We start from the raw sequence: 25,037 nt of genomic DNA on the forward strand, positions 1-25,037 counted from the left end.
GCGCTGGGCTACGGTCCGGCACTCGCATCTGCCGTCTTCCGGGTGGGGGGTCCCCGTGACCGTGACGACCAGTGTCCGCTTCAACCTCGTCCAGCCCGAACAGCCGCCCGGTGCGGGGCATTCGGCCGAGCAGCCGGTGGACCGCTACCGGGCCGCGCTGGAGATGGCGGAGTACGCCGACGAGCACGGTGTGACCTCGCTCATCGTCGAGGAGCACCACGGCTCGCCGGACGGCTGGCTGCCCGCGCCGCTCGCCCTCGCGGGCGCCTTACTGGGCCGTACGCGCACCACACTGGTGACGGCGTGCGCGATCCTGGCACCGCTGTACGACCCGCTGCGGCTGGCCGAGGACATCGCGGTGCTCGATCTGGCCAGCGGCGGCCGGCTGGTCACGGTGGCGGGGATCGGCTACCGCCCGGAGGAGTACGCGGCGCTGGGGCTGGACTTCGCCCGGCGCGGCGCCCGGCAGGACGAGGTGCTGGAGACGCTGCTTGCCGCCTGGACCGGCGAGCCGTTCAGCTACCGGGGCCGCACAGTACGCGTCACTCCGCGCCCGTACAGCAGTCCGCATCCGCCGCTGTTCGTCGGCGGCAGCTCGCGCCCAGCCGCGCGGCGCGCCGCACGGCTGGGGCTGCCGCTCTTCCTCCCCGCGCATCTTCCGGAGCTCGCGCGCTACTACGAGGAGCGCTGTGCGACTGCGGGCAGTGCTCCGCTGTGCCTGATGCCGCCGGCGGAGATCTGTGTCGTACATCTGACGGACGACCCGGATCGGGCTTGGGCGGAACTGGGTGCGCACTTTCTGTACGAGGCGCGCCAGTACGCCTCCTGGCAGACGTCGGATGTGCGCTCGGCGATGACGGCGCAGGCGACGACCGTCGACCAGCTGCGCGCTGAGGGCGTCTACCGCTTCGTCACCCCGGACGAGTGCCTGGCGCTGGTGGCGCGGCAGCCGGAGGGGGCGCGGCAGATTCTGCTGCATCCGCTGTGCGGCGGAATGCCGGTGGAGGAGGGTTGGCGGTCGCTGCGGCTGCTCGCCCAGGAGGTCATTCCGCAGCTGAGGAAGATCGAGGACTGAGCACCCACCGCGTATCCGTGGCGAACCGGACGGCGAAAGCCCGCTGCCCCGGCTCCTGGCGAAGGAGCCGGGGCAGCGCCGTACGAGGAGTGGGCGGCGGGGGGGGGCTAGCCCATCTCCTCCAACGCCTTGCCCTTCGGCTCCGGCACCCACTTGAGGATGAACGGAATCGAGAGCAGGGCGAAGACCGTGTAGCCGACGTATGTGGCGGACAGGTTCCACTCCGACAGGCTCGGGAAGCTGGCTGTGATGGCCCAGTTGGCGACCCACTGCGCGGAGGCGGCGACACCGAGCGCGGCGGCGCGGATCTTGCTCGGGAAGATCTCGCCGAGCAGCACCCAGACGACCACGCCCCAGGAGAGGGCGAAGAACAGCGTGAAGGTGTGCGCGCCGACCAGCGCGACGACGCCCTGGGTGTCCGGCAGCGAGACCTTGTCGCCGGAGCCGGTCTTGGCCGAGAACGCCCAGGCGACCATTCCCAGCGAGAGGGTCATACCGACCGAGCCGATCAGCGCCAGCGGCTTCCGGCCGATCCGGTCGACGAAGATCATGGCGATGACGGTGCCGATGATGTTCACGATCGAGGTCGTGAAGGAGTAGAGGAACGAGCTCTCGGGGTTGATGCCCACCGACTGCCACAGCGTCGAGGAGTAGTAGAAGACGACGTTGATGCCGACGAGCTGCTGGAAGACGGACAGGCCGATGCCGACCCAGACGATGGGCAGCAGGCCGAAGCGCCCGCCGAGCAGGTCCCGGAAGGTGGACTTGTGCTCGCTGCGCATGGCCGTCTCGATCTCGCTGATCCGCAGGTCGAGGCGGTCGTGCTCGCCCTCGACGCCGGCCAGCACCTCACGGGCCCGGTCCTGACGGCCGACGGAGATCAAGAAGCGCGGGGACTCGGGGATGGCGAAGGAGAGCAGGAAGTAACCGACCGCGGGGATCACCATGATGCCGAGCATCCACTGCCAGGCTTCCAGTCCGGCGACGGTGCCGCGCTGGTCACCGTCGGCGAGGTTGAGAATGCCCCAGTTGACCAGCTGCGACACGGCGATGCCGAGGACGATCGCGCCCTGCTGGAAGGAGGCGAGCCTGCCCCGGTAGGCGGGCGGCGACACCTCGGCGATGTAGGCCGGGCCGATGACGGAGGCCATACCGATGGCGATACCGCCCAGCACCCGCCACATCGCCAGGTCCCACAGCGCGAAAGGCAGGGCCGAGCCGACGGCGCTGACGATGAAGAGGACGGCGGCCAGCCGCATGACCTGGATACGGCCGATGCGGTCGGCTATCCGGCCGGCGACGGCAGCACCGATCGCACTGCCGATCAGGGCGGCGGCGATGACCTGCGCCAGCATGGCGGAGCCGACGTCGAAGCGGCCGCGGATGGCCTCCACCGCTCCGTTGATGACTGAGCTGTCGTAGCCGAAGAGAAAGCCGCCCATGGCGGCTGCCGCGGTGATGAAGACGACACGGCCGAGAGGCGCGGTGTGCGCTTCGGTGCCGGGCCGCGGCTGCGGTGTCTGCGGCGCGTCCTGCGCTGTGCTGGTCACGTTCTTCTCCTGAGGTACCCCGGCGACAGTGCCGGGAGGGGACACCAACCGTCAAAGGGTCGAAGACGGGCCTGCACACGGAAGCGCGCTGGCCTCAGGCTTAACGGCGGCTTCTCAGACTGTAAATCTTCAAGTCATGAAGTCAATAGGTCGGGAACTGCGACCCAGAGCACACACCGAACGATCATCGTTCGACTTTTGAAGTGAAGCAGCCGTTTCCGGACCGTTCCCCGGCGGTTTCAGGAGAGCCGCTGGCTGATCACCTTGGAGACACCGTCGCCCTGCATGGAGACGCCGTAGAGCGCGTCGGCAACCTCCATCGTGCGCTTCTGATGGGTGATCACGATCAGCTGGGAGCTGTCCTTGAGCTCCTCCATGATCCGGATGAGCCGCTGGAGGTTGGTGTCGTCCAGCGCCGCCTCGACCTCGTCCATCACATAGAACGGGCTTGGCCGTGCCTTGAAGATCGACACCAGCAGCGCGACCGCCGTCAGGGACCGCTCACCGCCGGAGAGCAGCGAGAGCCGCTTGACCTTCTTGCCCGGCGGCCTCGCCTCCACATCGACACCCGTGGTCAGCATGTCGTCGGGATCGGTGAGCACCAGCCGCCCCTCACCGCCCGGGAAGAGCCGCGAGAAGACGCCCTCGAACTCGCGCGCCGTGTCGTGGTACGCCTCCGTGAAGACCTGCTCGACGCGCTCGTCCACCTCCTTGACGACCTGGAGGAGGTCGGCGCGTGTCTTCTTCAGGTCCTCCAGCTGCTCGCTGAGGAACTGGTGCCGCTCCTCCAGCGCCGCGAACTCCTCCAGCGCCAGCGGATTGATCTTTCCCAGCTTCTGGTACGCACGCTCGGCCGCCTTGAGGCGCTTCTCCTGCTCGGCGCGGACGAACGGCACCGGCTTGTTGCGCGGGTGCTCCGGGTCCTCGGGCAGCTCCTCGCCCTCGGCGGGCGGGGAGGGCGGTACCAACTGGTCGGGGCCGTAGTCCCGGACCAGCCCGGCCGGCTCGACGCCCAGCTCCTCCAGGGCCTTCGTCTCCAGCTGCTCGATGCGCATCCGCTTCTCCGCACCGAGCACCTCGCCCCGGTGCACCGAGTCGGTCAGCTTGTCCAACTCGTCCTTGAGCGCCCGGCCCGCGTTGCGCTCGCCGGCCAGCGCCTGCTCACGCTCGGCCTTGGCCCGCTCGATGCCCTCCCGCTCCTCGCGGGCCCGCTCCAGCGACGCCTCGACGTAGGCGAGCAGCTGCCGGGAGCCGTCCGCGACAGCCTGGGCGACCTCCGCCTCGTGGCGCAGCCGCGCCCGGCGCTCCTCGGCCCTGGCCCGGGCCTCACGCTCGGCGCGGGCCCCCCGGTCGAGCGCTTCCGCACGGCCGGCAATCGCCTTGACCCGCTCCTCGTGCGTACGGACCTGAAGGCGGGCCTCCATCTCGGTCTGGCGCGCGTTGGCGCCGTCGGCGGCGAGGCGGTCCCGCACGGAGGTGTCCGGGTCGCTCCCGCCCTCCGCGTCCTGGGCCTCCTCGGCGACGGCGAGACTCTCGGCCAGCTCATCGGCCTCCTGGCGGGCCCTCGCGAGGGCTTCCTCCGCCTTGGTCACCGCCGCGGCGGCGCGTTCGGCTTCGCCTTGAGCGGCACGGGCTTGACCGGAAAGGGTGCCTACTTTCCCTGCGATACGGGACTTTTCACGCTCCGCGGAGCTGCGTTGGCGGGCCAGGTCCTCGACCTCGGCCGCCGCCGTGCGCCGGGCCTCCTTCGCCTGGGCCTGCGCTTCTTCGAGCTGCTCACAGCGGGTTTCCAGCTCGGTGAGCTGCGCCGCTGCCTCGTCCACCGCCGCCTGGGCTTCGAGGAGCGAGGGGGCGCCCTCGGAGCCGCCGCTGGCGAAGTGGGCGCTGAGGATGTCGCCCTCGGCCGTGACCGCTCGGTGACCGGGGTGCCGTCTGACGATGTCCACGGCGGTCTCCAAGGTGTCGACCACCACCGTATTTTCGAGCAGGTGCTCGATGGCGGGGCGGAGTTCTTCCGGTGCGGTCACCAAGGCTGTCGCGGGGGTGCCATAGGGGAGGTTGCCGTCCGCGGCCACCCGCTCCGCGCTGTGGAACGGCCCTCGCTCCTGAGCCGCCACCAGCAGCGTTGCTCGACCGCCGTCCTCCTTCCGCAACAGGCGCAGGGCCTCTGCCGCGGTCGACACGTCCGCCACCGCTACCGCATCAGCCGCCGAACCCAACGCAGCCGCTAGCGGCAGCTCATAGCCAGGGGTCACCGTCAGCAGTTCGGCAGCGGGACCCAGAAGACCGGTGAGGCGGTCCTTGGCGGCGAGGAGAGCCGCTGTGCCGTCCTTGCGGCGAAGGTTCAGGGCGAGGGTGTCGTGACGGGCCGAGGTGGCGGCGCGTTCGCGTTCGGCTTCGGTGAGGGCGTCGCGGGCAGCGGTGAAGGCTGCCTCGGCCGCGGCCAGTTCACGCTTGGCCTGCTCGTGACGCTCGGCGAGCTCCTCGTCGCCCTCGTCGAGGCCGTCGACCTCACCGCGCAGGGCCTCGTACTCCTCCTGGGCCTGCTTGGCCCGTTGCAGCGCGTCGTCCCGTGCGGTGGCGAGTCGGTCGATCTCGGACTGCGCCGAGGCGACGCGGCTGCGTGCGGCCCCCGCCTTGCCGCGCAGGCGTTCGAGATTTTCGCGGCGGTCGGCGAGCGCCCGCGCCTCGTCGCGCAGTCGGCGCTCCTCCTGCTCCAGCCTGCGCTCCAACTCGGCGCGGTGTGCGACCGTCTCGTCCAGCGCCGTGGTCGCAGCCTCCAGCGCCGCCTCCAGTTCCGCCTCCTGCTCGCGGATACGGGCTGCCTCGCGCTCCATCTCCTCCGGATCGCGGCCCCGGCGCTCCTCGGTCTGGGGCGCCGCCGCGTGCTGGACGCGCTGGTCGGCCAGGCCGATGGTGCCGCGTACCCGTTCGGCCAGCTGGGAGAGCTCGTACCAGGTCTGCTGGGCCCGCTCCAGCCGGGGCGCGAGGGTGCGGACCTGCTGTTCCAGGTCGGCCTCGCGGCGCAACGCCTCCTTCAGCTCATCCTCCGCGGCCTGCTTGCGCTGCTTGAGCTCGGCCTCGTCGGCCACCTCGGTACGCAGCGCCTCGCGCAGTGAGACGAGATCGTCGGCGAGCAGCCGGAGCCGGGCGTCGCGCAGGTCCGCCTGGATGACCTGCGCCTTCCGGGCCACGGCCGCCTGCCGGCCGAGCGGCTTGAGCTGACGGCGCAGCTCGTCGGTGAGGTCCTGGACGCGGGCCAGGTTCGCCTGCATGGCGTCCAGCTTCCGCAGCGCCTTCTCCTTGCGCTTGCGGTGCTTGAGGACGCCTGCCGCCTCCTCGATGAAGGCCCGGCGCCCGGTCGGATCGGCGTGCAGTACGCCGTCCAGCTGGCCCTGGCCGACGATGACATGCATCTCGCGGCCGATACCGGAGTCGGAGAGCAGCTCCTGGATGTCGAGCAGCCGACAGGTGTCGCCGTTGATCTGGTACTCGCTGCCGCCGTTGCGGAACATGATCCGGGTGATGGTGACTTCGGAGTACTCGATGGGCAGCGCGCCGTCGGCATTGTCGATGGTCAGCGAGACCTCGGCCCGGCCCAGCGGCGGGCGCCCCGTGGTCCCGGCGAAGATGACGTCCTCCATCTTGCCGCCGCGCAGCGACTTGGCGCCCTGCTCGCCCATCACCCAGGAGAGGGCGTCGACCACGTTGGACTTGCCGGAGCCGTTCGGGCCGACGACGCAGGTGATGCCGGGCTCGAAGCGCAGCGTCGTGGCGGAGGCGAAGGACTTGAATCCCCGCAGTGTCAGGCTCTTGAGGTGCACGCGTCCGGACCCTACCGAGGTTGGCCCGGCGATGTCGCGCCGACGGCCCCGAAGCGACGGGAAGGGTTTCGCCCAGGGGTTTCACCGGGAGAGGCCGGGGGCAGATCAGACGTAACGAAACGCGCCACGTTGAGCGGACCTCCCACACAAGCGCAGCCCACACAGCCGACGAGCACCGGTGGACGCACAGCGGGCAAAAACTAAGGGACGCCGGAGCGTCCCTTGAGAATTTCTGAGTACGGCTGTCCTGCTCAGCCCGTCCTGCCCGGCGGGCGTGGATCAGGTCAGCGCAGGCTCGGCCGTCTTCACATCGATGTCTTCGAACACCGAGTCGCGGTGCCGAGCGGCGGCCGACAGAGCGTCGTTCTCGGCCTGCATCCGTACGAGTTCGGATTCCAGGTCCTGGACACGCTGCTGCAGCCGTCGCATCTCGGCGAGCACTCGGGGGTCGTAGCCGCCGACGTGACCGAGAAGCGCCTTTGCCATGATGGATGGTCCTCCACACTGAGTGACCGACCGTAGACGGGTGGGTCGTGAGGGATTCGCACCGTTGAGGGTCTGCTCTGGACTTTTGCTAAAGGTTCTCTGGATCAAACAGCTCAGGTGCGCGGGGTTTCAGGATCTCACCAAATGGTTTGACGGTCAACACGATCACACGTCGCGCCCCCGGGCCTGCCTTGACTCGACGGCGTCCGGCGCCGGAGACGGCTGTCCGCGGGGGCTGGTGGAAGATCCACGGTGCTCACTCGTTGCGGCAGCTTTGCATGCTACGGCGCAGATGGCAACCGTTGTGGATCACCGGATCGCGAAGCCGCGATACCCGCCGCGGGGGGTGTCCCAGATCTCGGTGACGCCATCCACGCGCCCGGGCGTGTCCCCGCCCCGCAGCCACTCCAGCAGCTGCTCACAGTCGGCACGGGTGCCCTCCGCCACGATCTGGACGCGGCCGTCACCGAGGTTCAGCGCGAAGCCGACGAGCCGTCCGATCCGGAGCGCCGCCGCGCGGGTGAACCAGCGGAAGCCGACCCCCTGAACCTCGCCGCGGACCCAGGCCGTCAGCCGCGCGGGCTCCTCGGGCCGGTGCGCGGCGGGCTGTTCGGGCAACTGTTCACTCAGGTGTTCACCCAGCTGTTCGCGCGACGTTCCGTCCGTGCTGTCGGTCGGGTTGATGGCAGCCATGGGGTGCACGCTATCCGGACAATTCCCGAGCGGACACATCAGGCGCCGTGGGGATGCCGTACATTGCGCGGCAACTCTCTTCACACCCCGCTCACACCCGGGGGTGAAGAGGGACGGAACAGTGACGCCGTATCGCCGAGCTATGTGAGGACAGCACAGATGGGCCGCCATCGACGCGCTAACCCCACTCCCGCCGCCCCGCCGGAGCCCTCCGACCGGCGGACAGCGCCACGGCACCACGGAGGCAGGCGCCGCAGACGCGCCGCGACCCCCGTACGGACCGGCCTGCTGGGAGCCTCCGCCGCGCTCGCGATGGGCACCGTCGCCGTGGCCTCCGGTCTGGTGCCGGCGCCGGGCGGGCTCGGCGGACCACGGGACGGCCGGGTGCAGGCTGACGGCACCGGCGATCCCGCGTCCCCGCCGATATCCGGCATACCCTCCGACCGGACGTCCACCGAGGCCCCCGGCGAAGGCAGCGAGAGCAGCCGAAGCCCCGCTCCGACGCCCTCCCGGGAGCGCTCGCGCCCCTCCGAAAAGCCGGAGGCCACCCGCTCGGCCCAGCCCCCGAAGACCCGCACGCCGGCCGACGACAAGGAGCGGAGCTCCCCCTCGGACGACAAGACCAGGCCGGAGCCGGGCGGCGCGGGCGACGGCAGCACCGCGGCGGCCGACCAGGAGTCCGCCGCCGAGAGCGAGGTACTCGCCCTGGTCAACCAGGAGCGCGCCAAGGTCGGCTGCCGCCCTCTCAAGGCGGACCAGCGGCTTGCCGGACTGGCCGGGGAGTACAGCGAGGACATGGCGCGGCGCGGGTTCTTCTCGCACACCTCGCCCGACGGCAAGACCCCCTGGGACCGTGCCGAGGCCGCGGGCATAAGCGATCTGGGCGGCGAGAACATAGCGCGCGGCCAGGCCAACGCCCGCTCCGTCATGGATTCCTGGATGCACAGCCCCGGCCACCGGGCCAACATCCTCAACTGCGACTACCGCACACTGGGCGTCGGCGCGCACTTCGCCGAGGGCGGCCCATGGTGGACCCAGGACTTCGGCTTCTGAGGGGGCGACCGGACGCGGGCGGCTCTACCGGGGGGCGCGCTGACAGCGGGGGCAGAAGTAGCTGGAGCGGTTCATCCAGGCGCTGCGGCGCATTGCTGTGCCGCAGCGGCGGCAGGGCTCGTCCTCGCGGCCGTAGGCGTCCAGTGAACGTTCGAAGTAGCCGGACTCGCCGTTGACGTTCACATAGAGGCTGTCGAAACTGGTGCCGCCCTGGGCCAGCGCGGCTGTCATCACGTCCCGCACGTGGCCGATCAGCTCGGCGGTCTGCCTGCGGGTGAGGGTGGCCGTGGGGCGCTCGTAGTGCAGCCTGGAGCGCCACAGCGCCTCGTCGGCGTAGATGTTGCCGACGCCGCTGATCAGCGACTGGTCCAGCAGGGCGCGCTTGATGGTCGTACGGCGGCGGCGCAGGGCGGCGTGGAAGGCCGTCTCGTCGAAGGCGGGGTCGAGCGGGTCGCGCGCGATGTGGGCTATGACGTCGGGCAGCCCGTCCGCGCCGGCCGGGTGGAGCGAGAGCCCGCCGAAGGTGCGCTGGTCGACGAAGCGCAGCTCGCCGCCGTCCGCGTCCTCGAAGGTGAAGCGGACCCGCAGATGCCGCTCGTCGGGGGTGCCCGGCGGCTGGATGAGGAGCTGGCCGCTCATCCCGAGGTGGGCGAGGACGGCATGGGAGCCGTCCCCGACGGGCAGCCACAGATACTTGCCGCGGCGCTTGGCCGATCCGATACGCGCTCCGCTCAGCCGCGCGGCAAAGTCCGGCGCTCCGGCCACATGGCGGCGGACGGCGCGCGGGTGGAGCACCTCGGCGGCGACGACGGTACGGCCGCCGGCCCAGCGTTCCAGGCCGCGGCGGACGACCTCGACTTCGGGCAGCTCGGGCACGGGACTCCTCGGGAGGTAGGGCCCGCCTTCGCGGGGCGGGTAACACCACGGCCGCCCCCGTGGCGGAGGGCGGCCGGTTCAAGTGGTGCGGCTGGTGCGTGGGCGGTCAGCGGGTCGCCGTTGTGCCCTCGGCCGGACCGGCGGGCCCGCTCCGCTGGGTGTCGGGCACAGAGGATGTCGCGGCGCTCTCCTCACCGGCCGCGGTGCCTGTCGCGGTGTCTGTCGCAACGTCTGCCGCAGCAGCATCTGCCGCGGCCTCGTTGCGGGCCGAGATGGCGCGCCAGGCAGCCTCGGCGGCCTGCTGCTCCGCCTCCTTCTTGCTGCGTCCTGTGCCGGTGCCGTACGCGACACCACCGACGCGGGCAGCAGCCGTGAAGGTCTTCTCGTGGTCGGGACCCGTCTCGGAGACCAGGTATTCCGGTACGCCGAGCCCTTCGGCGGCCGTCAGCTCCTGGAGGCTCGTCTTCCAGTCGAGACCGGCGCCGAGGTTGGAGGAGCGCTCGATGAGCGGGTCGAACAGGCGGTGCACCAGTTCGGAGGCCGCCTCCAGACCCTGGTCGAGGTAGACGGCGCCGATGACCGCCTCCAGCGTGTCCGCGAGGATCGACGCCTTGTCCCGGCCGCCGGTGCCCTCCTCGCCCCTGCCGAGGCGGATGAAAGCACCCAGGTCGAGACCGCGCGCGACGCCTGCGAGGGCACGCGAATTGACCACCGCCGCCCGCAGCTTGGCCAGCTGGCCCTCCGGAAGGTCCGGATGCATGCGGTAGAGGGTGTCGGTGACGACGAGCCCGAGGACGGAGTCACCGAGGAACTCCAGGCGCTCATTGGTGGGCAGCCCGCCGTTCTCGTACGCGTAACTGCGGTGCGTCAGCGCACGCACCAGAAGGGCGGACTCCAGTCGGTAACCGAGCCGCCCTTCCAGAATCGCGTGGGACGAGGCCGCGTCCACCAGCTCTGCAGAATCCCCTCCCTTCCCGGGAGCGGGGCTCTGAGGAGTGCCGGCGTTGGACATTGAGCCTGTCACCCGCCGATCAGACCTCGAGGACCTGACGCTTGTTGTAGGTGCCGCAGCTCGGGCACGCGATGTGCTGCTGCTTGGGCTCGCGGCAGCGCTCGCACTTCACCAGGGTGGGGACCGCAGCCTTCCACTGCGACCGGCGGTGGCGCGTGTTGCTGCGCGACATCTTCCGCTTCGGAACAGCCACGGCTACTTCTCCTGTGAGTCATCCCCGTCGGTGCGGGGCTCGTTGTCCTTCTCGCCGTCCGGCATGGTCTCGGCGAGTCCCTGCAGTGCCGCCCACCTGATGTCGACGGCGTCTTCGTGCGCGTGATCAGGATCGTCCGCCAGCCGGGCCCCGCACTCGGGGCACAGGCCGGGGCAGTCCTCGCGGCACACCGGCTGCAACGGCAGTGCGAGCACCACCGCGTCCCGCAGCACGGGTTCGAGGTCGAACAGGTCGCCCTCGAGGAAGAGCGTGTCCTCGTCCTCCTCGTCCTCGCCGGGTTCCGCCACAGGGCGGCCCCGGTCGTCGGCTTCGGGGTAGGAGAACATCTCCTGGAAGTCCGCTTCGACTCGCTGGTCGAGCGGCTCCAGACACCTTACGCACTCCCCTGTCAGCGGCGCACGGGCGGTGCCCGTGACGAGCACCCCTTCCATGACCGACTCCAGGCGGAGGTCCAGCTCGATCGTCGCCCCGTCGGGAACCTTGGCGAACTCGATACCGAGGTCACCGGGGGACTCCACCTCGCGGGAGAGCCGCTTCATCGCACCAGGACGCCGCCCCAGCTCGCGTGTGTCGAACACGAGAGGAGCACGGTGGTCGAGGGGGGCTTTCAGGGCTTCCTGCTTTCTACGGGTGGGGCTGGGGCCGCGCATGTACTCACGGCCGAAGAGACAGGATACTTGACGGCTCCCCCACGACCCAATCCGCGCCGGGGCGACGCCGCCCTCCGCGCCCCTGGGTCAGCCGCCCTGACCGTGCCGCTGCTCGTACGCCCTGAGCTGGTCGATGTCGATCATGCTCGTGTCGAAGAGGCTGGTCTCGTCCAGCTGCGGCTGGGACTGGTGCTGCTGGGCGGGGTAGTGCTGCTGGGGCTGCTGCGGGTAGTACCCGTCCTGCTGCTGCCCGTAGCCGTACGGATCGTGCTGCTGCTGCGCGTAGTAAGCCTCCTGCTGCGCCTGCTGGGCGTACGCGTACGGATCGTGCTGCTGCTGGCCCCCGTCGTACGGCATCTGCTGCTGCGCGTAGTAGGGGTCGGCGGCGACCGGCTGGCTCTGCGGCTGCGGGGGGATGTGCGGGGGCTGTACGGGCGGCTGTGGCAGCTGCTCCTCGTGTGACGCCTGGGGAACCGGGTCGGTGTGGGCGAGCCCGGCGAGGTAGTCCGCGTCGCTGGTGTGCCCGTTGAAGCTCTCGGCGCCGTCCTGCGCCGCCATGTGGGCCCCCAGCTCGTCGACGGGCTCGTGGCCGCGCAGCTTGAGCCGGCCGCGCCCCACGGCCTCCAGCGTCTTGGCGAGCACCGCGGAGACCGAGCCGAGCCGTGCATCGACGTAGCTGTCGGCGCGGCGCTGCAGCTCGTGCGGGTCGCCGGTGCGTTCCGGCGCTTCGTGGGCGTACTCCTCGTGCCACTCCTCGGCGCCGGGCCCGCTGCCCAGCAGCTTCTCCCGGCCCCGCTCGACCGAGCCGATGGTCTTGGAGAGTACCGCTTCGAAGTTGGCCAGCTTGCTGTCGACGTAGTCGTCCGCCTCGGCCCGGATCTCGCCGGCCTCCCGGCGCGCCTCCGCGAGAATGCGGTCGGCCTCCTCCTGGGCATGCCGGGCCACTTCGGTGCCGGACACCAGCGCGGCGCGCTCGGCCTGGGCAGCCTCGATGATGCGCTGCGCCTCATGGTGGGCCCCGGCCACGACCTGCTCGCGGCCGCCGATCACCTCGCGCGCCTCGGCGAGCGAGCCGGGCAGCGCCTGGCGTACTTCCTCGAGCATGCCGAGCAGCTCGGCCCGGTTGACCACGCAGGAGGCGGACATGGGCATCGAGCGCGCACCGTCGACGGTTGCCACGATCTCGTCGAGTTTCTGCTGTACGTCCACGAAGGTGACTGTACGGCCCCTGAGCGCGGGCTCGTTACTCCTTCCCCGAAGCGGACTGCTCCCGGGCTGGTCAGGGCTTGGTAAGCCGTTCGGTCAGCGCGCGGTTGACGGCTTCGGGCACCAGATGGGAGACATCGCCGCCCCAGGTGGCGACCTCCTTGACGAGGCTGGAGGAGAGGAAGCTGTAGGTGGGGTTGGTCGGGACGAAGAGCGTCTCGACACCGGAGAGGCCGTTGTTCATCTGGGCCATCTGCAGCTCGTAGTCGAAGTCGCTGACCGCGCGCAGCCCTTTGACGATGGCCGGGATGTCGCGCTCCTTGCAGAAGTCGACCAGCAGCCCGTGGAACGCCTCCACCTTGACGTTCCCGAAGTCCTCGGTGACCTGCCGGATCAGGTCGATGCGTTCGTCGACCGTGAAGAGGCCCTGCTTCGACTTGTTGATCATCACGGCGACGTGGACCACGTCGTACAGCCGGGAGGCGCGGTCGATGATGTCGAGGTGGCCGTTGGTGATGGGGTCGAAGGACCCCGGGCAGACTGCGCGGCGCACTGGCACTTCCTCGCTCTCCTCACGGCGGGCACGAGGCCCTGCCTCAGGTGATCTCAGCATGACGCGGGAGTAACTTCCCGCGCGGCGGCGCGACCGTACCAAAGCGTTCCCTCGCCGTAGCGACGGGACCGGAGCCCCTCGAAACCCTCCGGCCAGCGGAAATCACCGCCCCTGGTGCTGCGCTCCACGGTGGCCAAGGCACCCGGTGCCAGCCAGGCCCTGGCCCGGAGTGTGAGCAGTGTCTCCCGCAGCTCTTCGTCGGTGACGGCGTACGGGGGGTCGAGAAAGACCAGGCCGAACGGGTGCTCCGGCGGGTCCTCCGCGAGGATCTGCGTCGCCTTGCCCGGCCGCACCTCCGCGCCGGGCAGCCCGACCGCGCGGACGTTCTCCTTGATGGTGCGCACGGCACGCGGGTCCGTCTCGACGAGCAGCGTGTACGCGGCGCCCCTCGACAGCGCCTCCAGGCCGACGGCGCCGGAACCGGCGTACAGGTCCAGCACGCGCAGGCCCTGCCAGCCGACGGCGCCCCCCAGCTGGGACTCCCAGCTGGAGAACAGGCCCTCGCGGGCCCGGTCGGAGGTGGGGCGGGTACCGGTGCCCGGCGGAACGGCCAGCCGCCGCCCGCCTGCGGCTCCGGCGATGACGCGGGTCATGGGTGCGGATCCTCTGTGTGGGGTGGGTGCTCGGGGCTCGGGATCAGGATCCCATGGGGAAGCGGGGTCGGCGTGGGCTCGGGCCGGCCGTTGTTCCCGGGTCAGTCCTTGTCGGGTCAGCCCTTGTCGAGGTATTCCTCCCGCTCCTCGTCCAGCAAGGCGTCCAGCGCTGTGCGCAGTTCCGGGTGCTCCGTCAGATCCGGGTCGGCGGCGACCAGGGCCGTGGCCTCGTCGCGGGCCTCGGCGATGATCTCCTCGTCGTCGATGACGGCAAGCATCCGCAGCGAGGAGCGCACGCCGGACTGTGCCTGGCCCAGGACGTCGCCCTCGCGGCGCTGTTCGAGGTCGATACGGGAGAGTTCGAAGCCGTCGAGCGTGGCGGCAACGGCCTCCAGGCGGGCCCGCGCCGGGCTCTCCTGCGGCATGTCCGTCACCAGCAGACACAGGCCCGGCGCCGAGCCCCGGCCGACGCGGCCCCGCAGCTGGTGCAGCTGCGAGACGCCGAACCGGTCGGCGTCCATGATCACCATGCCGGTCGCGTTGGGCACGTTCACGCCGACCTCGATGACGGTCGTGGCCACCAGTACATCGAGCTCGCCCGCGGCGAACCGCTGCATCACCTCGTCCTTCGCCTCGGGCTGCATCCGCCCGTGCAGGGCCGCCACCCGGAGCCCGGCGAGCGGGCCGGACGCGAGCTGGTCGGCGATGTCGAGGACGGCCAGCGGCGGGCGCTTCTCGTCGCTGTCGGCGCCTTCGTCGGCCTCGTCCACCGGGATGCCGTCCAGCCCCTCCTCGGCGTACGCAGCCTCGTCGGACGAAGCCCGCTTGCGGCCCGCGCTCTTCGGCGCCGTCGTCTCTTCGTCGTCGCCGATCCGCGGGCAGACCACGTACGTCTGGTGCCCCGCCTCGGTCTCCTCACGTACCCGCTCCCAAGCTCGCGTGAGGAAGTGCGGCTTGTCCTTGACGGGCACGACGTGGGTGGCGATCGGGGAGCGCCCGGCGGGGAGTTGGTCGAGTACGGAGGTCTCCAGGTCGCCGAAGACCGTCATGGCGACGGTCCTGGGGATGGGCGTCGCCGTCATCACCAGCAGGTGCGGGGGTTGCTTGCCCTTGGAGCGCAGGGCGTCGCGCTGTTCGACGCCGAAGCGGTGCTGCTCGTCCACCACGACCAGGCCCAGGTCGTGGAAGGTGACCTTGTCCTCGATCAGCGCATGGGTGCCCACGACGATGCCCGCCTCGCCGGTGGCCAGGTCCAGCAGCGCCCGGCGCCGGGCCGCTGCGCCCATCGAGCCGGTGAGCAGCACCACCTTGGTGCCCTGTTCGGCGCCGCCGAGCATCCCTCCCTCTGCCAGTTCACCCATCATCTCCGTGATGGACCGGTGGTGCTGCTGGGCCAGCACCTCGGTCGGCGCGAGCATCGCGGCCTGGCCCCCCGCGTCGACGGTGGCGAGCATGGCCCGCAGTGCCACCAGCGTCTTGCCGGAGCCGACCTCGCCCTGGAGGAGCCGGTGCATGGGGTGCTCGGTGGCCAGATCCGCGAAGATCTCCCGGCTGACCTCACGCTGCCCGTCGGTGAGCGTGAACGGCAGCCGTTCGTCGAACGCGTCCAGCAGCCCGCCGGGGGTGGGCCGCCGCGGCACGGCAGGCAGTTCGGTCTCCTTGGCGCGCCGCCGGGCGAGGGCGACCTGGAGGACGAACGCCTCGTCCCACTTGAGCCGGGAGCGGGCCTCGGCGATGTCCGTCTTGCTGCGCGGCCGGTGGACCTTCTCGAACGCCTCGGGCAGCGGGATGAGTCCGCGCTGCCCGCGCAGCGCGTCCGGCAGCGGGTCGGTCAGCCCGCGCCAGCTGGTGGCGTCCAGTGCGCTGAGCAGCATGCCGACGGACTGCTCGATGCTCCAGGAGGACAGCTGCTTGCACGCCGGGTACAGCGGCAGCAGCGCGCCGGCGAACTGCTCGACCGTCTCCTGATCGCTCTCCTCGTCCAGGAGTTTGTAGTCCGGGTGGGAGAGCTGGAGCTTGCGGTTGAAGACCCCGACCTTGCCGGCGAACATGCCGCGCTTGCCAGGCAGCAGCTGCCGCTGGTGGAAGTGGACGGAACGGCCGAAGAAGACCAGCTGGAGCCGTCCGCTGCCGTCCGTCAGCGTGACCTCCAGGCGTTGGCCCTTGCCCCGGTTGAACTTGTGCACGCGTGCGTCGTGGACCCGGGCGACGACGGTGACGTGCTCGTCCAGCGGCAGCTCGGACAGCCGCGTCAGCTCGCCGCGCTCGGCGTACCGGCGCGGGTAGTGGTGCAGCAGGTCGCCGACCGTGCGCAGCCCGAGGTGCTCGGACATCACCTTCGCGGTGTTTCCGCCGAGCAGCGCCTTCAGCGGCTCCTGGAGAGGTTCGCTTCGCGTGGTTTCTGTCGAGGGCACGGTTCCATCCTGCCGGACGGGTGTGACAGCGCCCGTGTCACTCGCCAGGAGAGATTCGGTTCGTGCTTGCCGATGCGCCCGCGGATGCCGGCGGATGTCATTCGACGCCGATGAGCAGCTGCGCCTCCTGCTGCCGTCCCTCGTAGACGACCGTGTCCACGGCGAGGTGACTGGTGCGCACATAGTGCTCCAGCGCCGCGGCGAGCCCCTCGGGCGCTTCCGCACCGAGGACGAGGGTGACCAGCTCGCCCCCGGCAGCCAGCATCCGGGCGAGCACATCCGTCGCGACCTGCACCGTCTCAGTGCCGATCAGCGCCACGTCTCCCTCGACGAGTCCGAGCACGTCCCCGGCCTGGCAGACACCCGCCGTCGTCCACGACTGCCGCTCCGCGACGGTCACTTCGCCGTACCGGGTGGCTCCGGCCGCCGAGGTCATGGTGACGACGTCCTCGTCGAACCGGCGGTCGGGCTGGTGCACGGCCAGCGCCGCGAGCCCCTGGACGGCGGCGCGGGTGGGGATGACGGCGCACCTGATGCCCGCCGCCCGTGCGGCGTCGGCCGCCCGCGCGGCCACGGGGTGGAGTTCCGTCTCGTTGGGCAGCAGCGCCACCTCGGTGGCTCCCGTCGCCCGCACCGCCGCCACCAGCGCTTCCTGCTGTGCGGCGGCCTCGGCAGGCAGCACTCCGGCACCCGCCTGCCGGCACAGCGCGGCCAGCCCCTCCCCCGGTACGACAGCGACGACGGCCCGCCGTCCGGCAACCGGCTCCGGCATCGGTTCCGCCGCGTCACATGGCACGCCGCCCTGCACTGCCTCCTCCGCACCGTCCTTGGTGCCGTCCCCGGCCGTCGGGAGGTGGGTGATACGGATGCGGTACGGGCGTCCCGCGGCCAGGCCCGCCTCCACGGCGGCTCCGGCGTCGGCGACGTGGACGTGGACGCTCCACAGCCCGTCGCCGCCGCCGATGACCAGGGAGTCGCCGAGCGGATCGAGCCGGGCACGGAGGGTGCCGACGGCCTGGGGGTCGTCGGTCTCCAGGAGGTACATCACCTCGAACTCGGGGCGGAAGGGAGCCTGCGGCGATCCGTCGGCGGGTGGCGCCGCGGGGGTGGCGGCGTCCGGCACGGGGCACGCGGCGGGGCCCGCCCCGGCTGCCGTCTCGGCCGGGGGCTCCTCCGGGACCCGTTCCCCCAGGGCAGCCCACAGCGATGTCAGCAGCACCGTCAGCCCCAGCCCGCCCGCGTCCACCACGCCCGCGCGGGCCAGGGCCGCCAGCCGACCGGGGGTGGCGGCCAGCGCCTCGTGCGCCGCGACCGCCGGATCGCCCCCGGCCTCGGCCGCCTCGGCGGCAGCCGCGGCCACCGTCAGCATCGTGCCCTCGACGGGGTGCGCGACAGCGGCGTACGCGGCACTCGCCCCGCACCGCAGCGCACGTGACAGCGACTCGGACGGCTTGTCGCCAGACGACCCGTCGCTGTCCTCGGCGAGGCCCTGCGCCATGCCGCGCAGATACTCCGCGAGGATGGTGCCCGAGTTGCCCCTGGCACCCAGCAGCGCGGCCCGTGCCATGGCGCGCAGTGCGTCCCCCGCCGACGCCTCCGCGTCCCGGGCCGGGAGCGCCGCGACCGCCGCCTCGAAGGTGAGGCACAGATTGGTGCCGGTGTCACCGTCCGCGACCGGAAAGACGTTGATGGCGTCCATACGCGCACAGTGGGCGCGCAGCGACTCCCGGCCGAGGGCGCACCAGCGGCCCAGCGCGGCGGTGTCGAGCGGTAGCGGCACGGTGGGACCTCCTCCAGGGGTCGGCCTCCGGGGACTGGGGTACCTCCCGGCCGGAGGCTGGGGTAGGCCGAGGACGGTGGCCGGATGGCGGCGGCCGGACGGCGAGCGGCCAGGTGGCGACGTTGCGGGAAGGCTAGTGCGGCACCGGGCGGAAGCCCAGGTCGGGGCCGGAACCAGGGCCTTGGTTTCGCTGTTCGAGACCGTCCGTTGTATGCTGCTCCGGTTGCCTGATCCGGATGTTTCGGTCCGGTAGGTGACGATCCCCCTGGCACAGCCGGTCATCTGGTCCTGCGTCGCCGGGATTCACCGTACGTGCATCTGAAGTCTTTGGAGTGACCCGTGGCTGCGAACTGCGACGTCTGCGGCAAGGGGCCGGAGTTCGGCAACAACATCTCCCACTCGCACCGCCGCACCCGCCGTCGCTGGAACCCGAACATCCAGCGCGTGCGTGCCGTGGTCGGCGGGACGCCGAAGCGCCTCAACGCCTGCACCTCGTGCATCAAGGCCGGCAAGGTGTCGCGCTGACGTCCTCGACGTAACGCAGCGCGGCTCACGCCGAGAGCCGAACGCAGAACCGGCCCGCTTGTGCGGGCCGGTTTTTGTGTATCTGACGGCTCGGCCCCGCTCTGGCAGCTCAGCCCCGCCCGCGCAGCCGCCACCCGTGGTCCACGGGCCCCAGGCCGGCTCCCAGCGGGAAGCCCGCCGCTATGGCGCCCGTCGTGTACTCCTTCGCGGCCCGCGCGGCCTCCGGCACCGGCAGCCCCTTGGCCAGGTACGAGGCGAGTGCACTGGCGAGTGTGCAGCCCGTTCCGTGGGTGTGCCGGTTGTCATGGCGGGGTGCGCGCAGCCAGTGCTCCTCGGTGCCGTCCGTGAGCAGATCGACGGCTTCGCCGGGCAGGTGCCCGCCCTTGATCAGTGCCCAGCTCGGCCCATGGGCCAGCACGGCGGCCGCGGCCTCGCGCAGCCCTGTCTCGTCGGTGACCCGGACGCCGGTCAGCTGCGCGACCTCGTCCAGGTTGGGGGTGACGACGGTGGCGGCCGGCAGCAGCTTGCCGCGCAGCGACTCCACGGCGTCGGCGGCCAGCAGCGGGTCCCCGTGCTTGGAGACCCCCACAGGATCGACGACCACCGGCGCCCCGGTCCCGGCCAGCAGCTCGGCCACGGTCTCCACGAGCGGCGCCGAGGCGAGCATCCCCGTCTTGACGGCCTGCACCCCGATGTCGTCCACGACGCTGCGGTACTGCGCGCGTACGGCCTCCACCGGAAGCTCCCAACAGCCCTGCACGCCCAGGGAGTTCTGCGCTGTGACGGCGGCGATCACGCTCATGCCGTGGGTGCCGAGCGCCAGCATCGTCTTCAGGTCGGCCTGGATGCCGGCACCGCCGCCGGAGTCGGACCCGGCGACGGTCAGCACGCGGGGCGGCACACGGACCCGGGAGTTCACATCGTCCATGGTGACGACGGTACTCAGCGCTCCGCGTCGTCGGAGAAGTGGTCCCAGCCGCCCGCCTTCGCCCAGGGCGCACCGTCCACGGTGACGCGCGGGCGCGCGGAGGCACCCTGCACCTCACCGATGACGCGCCAGCGCGCCGGGAGCTTCTGGTCGCGGGGGAAGGTGGCGACGATGGCGTGGTCCTCGCCCCCGGTCAGCACCCACTGGAGCGGGTCGACGCCGACGGCCTGCCCGATGTCCGCCATCTGTGCGGGGATGTCGAGGTCGGCCGAGCGGATGTCGATCCGCACCTTGCTGGCCTCGGCGATGTGCCCCAGGTCGGCCACCAGCCCGTCGCTGACGTCGGTCATCGCGGTCGCCCCCAGCCCGGCTGCCGCGGGCCCCGCGTGATACGGCGGCTCGGGACGGCGGTGCGCCTCCACGAAGGCGCGGGGTGAACGGAAGCCGCGGGAGAGCACCGCGTGCCCGGCGGCCGACCAGCCCAGCCACCCGGTGACGGCCACCACGTCGCCGGCCCCGGCGCCGGAGCGGGTGACCGGCTCCCGGTTACGCAGATCGCCCAGGGCCGTGATGGAGACGGCGATGCTGTCGCCGCGCACCACATCGCCGCCGACCACGGCCGAGGCGGCGACCTGTGCCTCGTCCCGGATGCCGTCCATCAGCTCGGTGGGCCAGTTCGCGGGGAGGTCCGCGGGGACGATCAGACCGAGCAGCAGCGCGGTGGGGACGGCGCCCATGGCGGCGATGTCGGCGAGGTTCTGCGCCGCGGCCTTGCGGCCCACGTCGTACGCCGTCGACCAGTCGCGCCGGAAGTGCCGCCCCTCGATGAGGATGTCGGTGCTGGCGACAACCCGCCGGTCCGGGGCAGCCACCACCGCGGCGTCGTCCCCGGGGCCGATCCGGACGGCCGGGGTGGTGGTCAGCCGGGCGGTCAGCTCCCGGATGAGTCCGAACTCCCCCAGCTCCCCGACGGTGCCCTTCGTCAGCCCGCGCGCGGGGCCGTAGGGGGCCTCCGCCGCGGGCTGCGCAGGCTCGGACGCGGTACCGCCGTTCACATCCCGCATTGCAGTGCCCCTTCGCTCACTTCACTCATCGTGCATTCCCGTGCGTGGTCCGCCCGCGCGTGCTGCGCGTGGCTCCGGTGCGCCGTCCATCCGCCGTGGTCCGTCCTGCGGACTGCCGGCGCCCGGTTCGTACCGGCCGTCCGGCTGCCACGAGGGCGGCCCGGTGGGCTCCCGGCGGCAGGGGGGACGCGGTACGGTGGCGTTTCTCTCTCGCCCCGCATGATCCTCGTAGCCCCCGTGGAGGTTCCGTGGTACAGGCGTACGTCTTGATTCAGACCGAAGTTGGCAAGGCTTCGACCGTCGCAGAGATCGTCTCCAAGATCCCCGGCGTGATCCAGGCCGAGGATGTAACGGGTCCGTACGATGTGATCGTGCGCGCCCGCGCCGAGACCATGGACGATCTCGGCCGCATGGTGGTCGCCAAGGTCCAGCAGGTGGAAGGCATCACCCGCACTCTGACCTGCCCCATCGTCCATCTCTAGGCCCCCGTATGCTCGCCCGGTGAGCATTCGACGCCGGGCTGCTTCCCCTCGTTCCGTCTCCACCGTTCCCGCTGCCGCGGTGGGCGCACTGGTCGCCCTGGCCTCCCTGGTCACAGGAGGCTGCTCGCTCACCGGCGACGCGGGTCCCACCCCACCCAGCCCTTCCGGCCGGGCCGCGAAGGTGTGCCGCGCGCTGCACGACGCGCTGCCGAAGCGGGTCGACGGCCGGCAACGTGGCGAGGCCGACCCCGTCTCCGACTACACCGCCGTCTGGGGAGACCCGGCCATCGCGCTGCGCTGCGGCGTGCCCGAACCCGCCAAGCTCACCCCCGGCAACGAAGAGTACAACCCCACCGCCGACGCGGCGGAGGTGAACCGGGTCTCCTGGCTGATGGAGAAGCAGGACGACGGGTACCGCTTCACGACGACCGACCGCGTCGCCTACGTGGAGTTGACCGTACCCGGCGACTACAAGCCCGAGGTCGAAGCGCTCACGGAGCTGAGCGACGCGGTCAAGCGTGCGGTTCCGAAGCAGAAGAAGGACTGACCGAACGCGTCGGCTGCGGCCGTCACGAAAACCGCCGGACCCTGCTTCGTCGTGGCGCACCACCGCTGCGGCGGAAAGAGTTCAGCCCCCAGCGCTCGGGCCCCCGGTATCTACCGCAGGCCCGTCGGGCGGTTGAGGGCGGACTGGATGAGACGGTCTACCAGTTCGGGGTAGCTCACGCCGGTCTCCTGCCACATGCGCGGGTACATCGAGATGGGCGTGAAGCCCGGCATCGTGTTGATCTCGTTGATGACGAACTCGCCGTTCTCGCACAGGAAGAAGTCGGCCCGCACCAGCCCCTCGCAGGAGGCTGCCTCGAAGGCGCGTACGGCCAGCTCCCGCACCTGTGCCGTCTCCTCGTCGGTCAGCGGGGCGGGCACGATACCGGAGGCCGAGTCGATGTACTTGGCCTCGAAGTCGTAGAAGTCGTGGTTGCTGACCGGGGGAATCTCGGCGGGCACGCTGGCGCGCGGGCCGTCCTCGAACTCCAGGACGCCGCACTCGATCTCACGGCCGCGCAGCAGCGACTCCACGATGATCTTCGGGTCATGCCGCCTGGCGGTCTCGACCGCCTCGTCCAGCCCGCCCAGGTCGTCGACCTTGGTGATGCCCATGGACGAGCCGGCACGCGCCGGCTTGATGAAGACCGGCCAGCCGTGCTCGGAGGCGAAGTCGACGATCTTCTTGCGCGCCGCGGCGGGATCGGTCTCCCACTCCCGGGGCCGGACGGTGACGTACGGGCCGACCGGCAGTCCGAAGGAAGTGAAGATCCGCTTCATGTACTCCTTGTCCATGCCGACGGCCGAGGAGAGCACGCCCGAGCCGACGTAGGGCACCCCCGCCAGCTCCAGCATCCCCTGCAGGGTGCCGTCCTCGCCGTACGGGCCGTGCAGCACGGGGAAGACGACGTCGATCTCGCCCAGCGCCTTGGGCACCTGCCCGGGCTCGGTGTGCACGACCTCCCGGCTGCCGGGCGAGACGGGCAGCTGCACCCCGCCGGTGTCGGACTCGGACAGCTGCTCCACGGTGGGCAGCCTGCGGTCCTCGATGGCCATCCGGGCCGGATCGTCGGCGGCCAGCGCCCAGCGGCCGTCCGCGGTGATGCCGATGGGCAGCACCTCGTACTTGTCGCGGTCGATGGCGCCGAGCACCGCGCCGGCCGTCAGGACCGAGATCTGGTGCTCTGAGTTGCGTCCGCCGAAGACGACGGCGACTCGGGGCTTGGGGGCGGGGCTCTGGCTGCTCATATCGCTGGGACTTTACCGCGTCGTAGCCGCGCTGCCGATGCGGACGCCCCCGTGGCGCCCGGACGCCGTGCGGGCCCGCCCCGGCAGGCGTCCGGCCGGGGGGCTCGGCGTGCGCTCAGGCCCGTTCGGGCTTGGCGCTGCGGGACATCAGCTCCTTGAGCGCCACATGCGGCGGCTTGCCCTTGTGGACGATCTCCACGACGGTCTCGGTGATGGGCATCTCCACCCCGTGCCGCCGCGCCAGGTCCAGCACGGACTGGCAGGACTTGACGCCCTCCGCGGTCTGCTCGGTGACGGCGATCGTCTCCTGGAGGGTCATGCCCCGGCCGAGGTTGGTGCCGAACGTGTGGTTGCGGGACAGCGGCGAGGAGCAGGTGGCCACCAGGTCGCCCATGCCGGCCAGACCGGCGAAGGTGTGCGCCTCCGCGCCCATGGCGAGGCCGAGCCGGGTGGTCTCGGCCAGGCCCCGGGTGATCAGCGACGCCTTGGAGTTGTCGCCCAGGCCCATCCCGTCGGCGATGCCCACCGCCAGCGCGATGACGTTCTTGACGGCGCCGCCCAGCTCGCAGCCGACCACGTCTGTGCTGGTGTAGGGCCGGAAGTACGGGGTGTGGCAAGCGCTCTGCAGGGCGCGTGCCGCCCCCTCGTCCACACAGGCGGCGACGGCGGCGGCGGGCTGGCGGGCGGCGATCTCACGGGCGAGATTGGGCCCGGTGAGCACGGCGACCCGCTCGGCGGGGACCCCGGCGACCTCCTCGATGACCTCGCTCATCCGCTTGGCGGTGCCGAGTTCGATGCCCTTCATCAGCGAGACGAGCACCGTGCCGGGGTGCAGCAGCCCCCGCCAGGACTCCAGGTTGCTGCGGAGCGTCTGGGAGGGCACCGAGAGCACGGTGAACTCCGCGTCCCGGGCAGCGTCCGCGGGATCGGTGGTGGCCCGCACCGCGGCGGGGAGTTCGGTGTCGGGGTGGTATCCGGGGTTGCGGCGCGTGGTGTTGATGGCGTCGACGACCTCGGCCCGGCGGCCCCACAGGGTGACCTCCACCCCGGCGTCGGCGAGCACCATCGCGAAGGCGGTGCCCCAGGAGCCGGTGCCGAACACGGCGGCCTTCCTCCGTTGTTCCTCCTGCCGCCCGTCCTGCAGGCTCACGCGTTCTTCTCTCCCTCTGCGGCCTCGGCCGCGGCCGGTGACCGACCGGCCGGCTCGTGCTGTCCGTCCACCTCGCGCACCCCGGGCGCGTTCTCCCGGGTGGCCCGCTGCTCACGCCTGCGGACCGCCGCCTTGCGCATGTCGTACCGCTCGGTGGGCGCGGGCTCGCCACGAACGACGGCGAGCTGCTCGGTGACGGCATCCATCATGACGTCGGTGACCTCGCGGAGCACCTCCGCGGTGGGCTCCCTGTCGTAGAACGCCGACAGGTCGATCGGCGGTCCCGCCTGCACGGTGAGGGTCTTGCGTGGGAAGAGCCGCAGCTTCTTCTCCTTGGCGTACGGCGGCATCGCGAGGTTGGCGCCCCACTGTCCGACGGGGATGACGGGCGCCCTGGTCAGCAGCGCGACCCGGGCAGCGCCGGTCTTGCCGGCCATCGGCCACATCTCCGGATCGCGGGTGAGGGTGCCCTCCGGGTAGAAGGCGACGCACTCGCCCCTCTCGATGGCCTCCACGGCGGCCCGGAAGGCGCCCACCGCGTCGGCGGACTCGCGGTACACGGGGATCTGCCCGGTGCCGCGCATCGCAGCTCCCAGGAAGCCGCCCTTGAACAGGCCCACCTTGGCCAGGAACCGCGGGACGCGGCCGGTGTTGTACTGGAAGTGGGCGTAGGAGAGCGGGTCGAGATACGAGTTGTGGTTGACGACGGTGATAAAGCCGCCGTCCTGCGGAATGTGCTCCATTCCGCGCCAGTCCCGCTTGAAGAGCAGGATCAGCGGGGGTTTCAGCAGGAACGCCGCAAAGCGGTACCAGAAGCCGATCTTCCTGCGTTTACCGTCACTCCCCGGCATTGCGCGCCCCCTTCGGCTCGGCTTTTTCGGCCGATGGTCCTGGGGTTGCTCCCGGGGCGGACACGGTTTGGCGGGACACCCGGACACCATCTCCTTAGGGGGCTCCTTGTGGGGCCCTTCCTCTGGGGGCAAATCGACAACCGCACAAGTGTCGCCGCGGACTGCCTCGCTGTCGAGCACACTGTCCGTGCTCAACTGTGGGGC

At 71.3% G+C, this 25,037-nt stretch carries 23 protein-coding genes; 5 read left to right on the forward strand and 18 right to left on the reverse strand.

Features of this window, described 5'->3' with window-relative positions; translation table 11 throughout:
* The first annotated feature begins 55 nt into the window (after nt 1-55).
* Nucleotides 56-1,075 carry an LLM class flavin-dependent oxidoreductase gene (locus ACTWQF_RS00535; protein WP_443275997.1) on the forward strand — a complete coding sequence of 340 codons (1,020 nt, stop codon included), beginning with the start codon at nt 56-58 and terminating at the stop codon, nt 1,073-1,075.
* 107 nt (nt 1,076-1,182) lie between these two features.
* On the opposite strand, the gene ACTWQF_RS00540 is transcribed toward ACTWQF_RS00535, so the two are convergent.
* From ACTWQF_RS00540 to ACTWQF_RS00555, 4 genes are all read right to left on the reverse strand, one after another.
* Complete coding sequence (locus ACTWQF_RS00540; RefSeq protein ID WP_443275998.1) at nt 1,183-2,625, reverse strand: sugar porter family MFS transporter; 1,443 nt, start codon at nt 2,623-2,625, stop codon at nt 1,183-1,185.
* 239 nt (nt 2,626-2,864) lie between these two features.
* The gene (smc, locus tag ACTWQF_RS00545) at nt 2,865-6,449 is read right to left on the reverse strand and encodes a chromosome segregation protein SMC (RefSeq protein WP_443276000.1); all 3,585 of its coding nucleotides are present in this window, start codon (nt 6,447-6,449) and stop codon (nt 2,865-2,867) included.
* A gap of 279 nt (nt 6,450-6,728) precedes the next feature.
* A complete protein-coding gene (locus ACTWQF_RS00550) occupies nt 6,729-6,935 on the reverse strand; it encodes a hypothetical protein (RefSeq protein WP_209237766.1) in 207 nt (68 codons plus the stop codon).
* 309 nt (nt 6,936-7,244) lie between these two features.
* Nucleotides 7,245-7,553 (reverse strand): acylphosphatase, encoded by a 309-nt coding sequence (locus tag ACTWQF_RS00555; RefSeq protein WP_443245248.1) that lies wholly within the window; start codon nt 7,551-7,553, stop codon nt 7,245-7,247.
* 234 nt (nt 7,554-7,787) lie between these two features.
* Between ACTWQF_RS00555 and ACTWQF_RS00560 the strand changes: the two genes are divergently transcribed.
* Nucleotides 7,788-8,681 carry a CAP domain-containing protein gene (locus ACTWQF_RS00560; protein WP_443276002.1) on the forward strand — a complete coding sequence of 298 codons (894 nt, stop codon included), beginning with the start codon at nt 7,788-7,790 and terminating at the stop codon, nt 8,679-8,681.
* A gap of 24 nt (nt 8,682-8,705) precedes the next feature.
* On the opposite strand, the gene mutM is transcribed toward ACTWQF_RS00560, so the two are convergent.
* The 9 genes from mutM to ACTWQF_RS00605 all read right to left on the reverse strand — a co-directional run bounded on the left by mutM (nt 8,706) and on the right by ACTWQF_RS00605 (nt 18,039).
* Nucleotides 8,706-9,557: a bifunctional DNA-formamidopyrimidine glycosylase/DNA-(apurinic or apyrimidinic site) lyase gene (mutM, locus tag ACTWQF_RS00565; RefSeq protein ID WP_443276004.1), complete on the reverse strand. Its 852-nt coding sequence runs from the start codon at nt 9,555-9,557 to the stop codon at nt 8,706-8,708.
* A 106-nt stretch (nt 9,558-9,663) separates the two neighbouring features.
* Complete coding sequence (rnc, locus tag ACTWQF_RS00570; protein ID WP_443277507.1) at nt 9,664-10,569, reverse strand: ribonuclease III; 906 nt, start codon at nt 10,567-10,569, stop codon at nt 9,664-9,666.
* A gap of 19 nt (nt 10,570-10,588) precedes the next feature.
* A complete protein-coding gene (gene rpmF, locus ACTWQF_RS00575) occupies nt 10,589-10,762 on the reverse strand; it encodes a 50S ribosomal protein L32 (RefSeq protein ID WP_016470089.1) in 174 nt (57 codons plus the stop codon).
* 2 nt (nt 10,763-10,764) lie between these two features.
* A complete protein-coding gene (locus ACTWQF_RS00580; RefSeq protein WP_443276006.1) occupies nt 10,765-11,433 on the reverse strand; it encodes a YceD family protein in 669 nt (222 codons plus the stop codon).
* 87 nt (nt 11,434-11,520) lie between these two features.
* Complete coding sequence (locus ACTWQF_RS00585; protein WP_443276008.1) at nt 11,521-12,642, reverse strand: cell division initiation protein; 1,122 nt, start codon at nt 12,640-12,642, stop codon at nt 11,521-11,523.
* A 70-nt stretch (nt 12,643-12,712) separates the two neighbouring features.
* Nucleotides 12,713-13,192, reverse strand: coding sequence for a pantetheine-phosphate adenylyltransferase (coaD, locus tag ACTWQF_RS00590; RefSeq protein WP_443276010.1), 480 nt, complete (start codon nt 13,190-13,192; stop codon nt 12,713-12,715).
* A gap of 53 nt (nt 13,193-13,245) precedes the next feature.
* Nucleotides 13,246-13,845, reverse strand: a complete 600-nt coding sequence (rsmD, locus tag ACTWQF_RS00595) for a 16S rRNA (guanine(966)-N(2))-methyltransferase RsmD (protein ID WP_443276011.1) — start codon at nt 13,843-13,845, stop codon at nt 13,246-13,248.
* A gap of 116 nt (nt 13,846-13,961) precedes the next feature.
* Nucleotides 13,962-16,178: an ATP-dependent DNA helicase RecG gene (gene recG / locus ACTWQF_RS00600; RefSeq protein WP_443277508.1), complete on the reverse strand. Its 2,217-nt coding sequence runs from the start codon at nt 16,176-16,178 to the stop codon at nt 13,962-13,964.
* Between the two features lie 178 nt (nt 16,179-16,356).
* Nucleotides 16,357-18,039 carry a DAK2 domain-containing protein gene (locus tag ACTWQF_RS00605; protein ID WP_443276013.1) on the reverse strand — a complete coding sequence of 561 codons (1,683 nt, stop codon included), beginning with the start codon at nt 18,037-18,039 and terminating at the stop codon, nt 16,357-16,359.
* Nucleotides 18,040-18,378: 339 nt separating this feature from the next.
* Here ACTWQF_RS00605 and rpmB point away from each other — a divergent pair, with 339 nt between their 5' ends.
* The gene (gene rpmB / locus ACTWQF_RS00610) at nt 18,379-18,564 is read left to right on the forward strand and encodes a 50S ribosomal protein L28 (protein ID WP_016470082.1); all 186 of its coding nucleotides are present in this window, start codon (nt 18,379-18,381) and stop codon (nt 18,562-18,564) included.
* A 109-nt stretch (nt 18,565-18,673) separates the two neighbouring features.
* Here the strand turns inward: rpmB and thiD are convergent, their stop codons facing one another.
* Together thiD and ACTWQF_RS00620 are read right to left on the reverse strand one after the other, a co-directional pair.
* Nucleotides 18,674-19,492, reverse strand: coding sequence for a bifunctional hydroxymethylpyrimidine kinase/phosphomethylpyrimidine kinase (gene thiD / locus ACTWQF_RS00615; RefSeq protein WP_443276015.1), 819 nt, complete (start codon nt 19,490-19,492; stop codon nt 18,674-18,676).
* Nucleotides 19,493-19,506: 14 nt separating this feature from the next.
* Complete coding sequence (locus ACTWQF_RS00620) at nt 19,507-20,556, reverse strand: thiamine-phosphate kinase (protein WP_443276017.1); 1,050 nt, start codon at nt 20,554-20,556, stop codon at nt 19,507-19,509.
* 248 nt (nt 20,557-20,804) lie between these two features.
* Here ACTWQF_RS00620 and ACTWQF_RS00625 point away from each other — a divergent pair, with 248 nt between their 5' ends.
* Together ACTWQF_RS00625 and ACTWQF_RS00630 are read left to right on the forward strand one after the other, a co-directional pair.
* Nucleotides 20,805-21,038 (forward strand): Lrp/AsnC family transcriptional regulator, encoded by a 234-nt coding sequence (locus tag ACTWQF_RS00625; RefSeq protein WP_019355801.1) that lies wholly within the window; start codon nt 20,805-20,807, stop codon nt 21,036-21,038.
* A gap of 19 nt (nt 21,039-21,057) precedes the next feature.
* Nucleotides 21,058-21,585, forward strand: coding sequence for a DUF3515 domain-containing protein (locus tag ACTWQF_RS00630; RefSeq protein ID WP_443276019.1), 528 nt, complete (start codon nt 21,058-21,060; stop codon nt 21,583-21,585).
* Between the two features lie 110 nt (nt 21,586-21,695).
* On the opposite strand, the gene ACTWQF_RS00635 is transcribed toward ACTWQF_RS00630, so the two are convergent.
* The 3 genes from ACTWQF_RS00635 to ACTWQF_RS00645 all read right to left on the reverse strand — a co-directional run bounded on the left by ACTWQF_RS00635 (nt 21,696) and on the right by ACTWQF_RS00645 (nt 24,833).
* Nucleotides 21,696-22,832 carry a D-alanine--D-alanine ligase family protein gene (locus ACTWQF_RS00635; protein ID WP_443276021.1) on the reverse strand — a complete coding sequence of 379 codons (1,137 nt, stop codon included), beginning with the start codon at nt 22,830-22,832 and terminating at the stop codon, nt 21,696-21,698.
* A gap of 115 nt (nt 22,833-22,947) precedes the next feature.
* A complete protein-coding gene (locus ACTWQF_RS00640) occupies nt 22,948-23,982 on the reverse strand; it encodes an NAD(P)H-dependent glycerol-3-phosphate dehydrogenase (RefSeq protein ID WP_443276023.1) in 1,035 nt (344 codons plus the stop codon).
* Entirely contained in the window at nt 23,979-24,833 is an 855-nt protein-coding gene (locus ACTWQF_RS00645; RefSeq protein WP_443276025.1) for a lysophospholipid acyltransferase family protein, read from the reverse strand. The genes ACTWQF_RS00640 and ACTWQF_RS00645 overlap by 4 nt, the downstream gene beginning before the upstream one ends.
* Nucleotides 24,834-25,037: the final 204 nt, after the last annotated feature.

Source organism: Streptomyces sp. 8N114 (assembly GCF_052245835.1).
Lineage (GTDB): Bacteria > Actinomycetota > Actinomycetes > Streptomycetales > Streptomycetaceae > Streptomyces.

What these genes read in the sequence shown, in the direction of transcription:
- rnc (WP_443277507.1), bottom strand. Translation starts at nt 10,569, where the DNA reads ATGTCCAACGCCGGCACTCCTCAGAGCCCCGCTCCCGGGAAGGGAGGG.
- ACTWQF_RS00550 (WP_209237766.1), bottom strand. Translation starts at nt 6,935, where the DNA reads ATGGCAAAGGCGCTTCTCGGTCACGTCGGCGGCTACGACCCCCGAGTG.
- ACTWQF_RS00560 (WP_443276002.1), top strand. Translation starts at nt 7,788, where the DNA reads ATGGGCCGCCATCGACGCGCTAACCCCACTCCCGCCGCCCCGCCGGAG.
- ACTWQF_RS00580 (WP_443276006.1), bottom strand. Translation starts at nt 11,433, where the DNA reads ATGCGCGGCCCCAGCCCCACCCGTAGAAAGCAGGAAGCCCTGAAAGCC.
- ACTWQF_RS00635 (WP_443276021.1), bottom strand. Translation starts at nt 22,832, where the DNA reads ATGAGCAGCCAGAGCCCCGCCCCCAAGCCCCGAGTCGCCGTCGTCTTC.
- thiD (WP_443276015.1), bottom strand. Translation starts at nt 19,492, where the DNA reads ATGGACGATGTGAACTCCCGGGTCCGTGTGCCGCCCCGCGTGCTGACC.
- ACTWQF_RS00620 (WP_443276017.1), bottom strand. Translation starts at nt 20,556, where the DNA reads ATGCGGGATGTGAACGGCGGTACCGCGTCCGAGCCTGCGCAGCCCGCG.
- recG (WP_443277508.1), bottom strand. Translation starts at nt 16,178, where the DNA reads ATGTCCGAGCACCTCGGGCTGCGCACGGTCGGCGACCTGCTGCACCAC.
- ACTWQF_RS00645 (WP_443276025.1), bottom strand. Translation starts at nt 24,833, where the DNA reads ATGCCGGGGAGTGACGGTAAACGCAGGAAGATCGGCTTCTGGTACCGC.
- rsmD (WP_443276011.1), bottom strand. Translation starts at nt 13,845, where the DNA reads ATGACCCGCGTCATCGCCGGAGCCGCAGGCGGGCGGCGGCTGGCCGTT.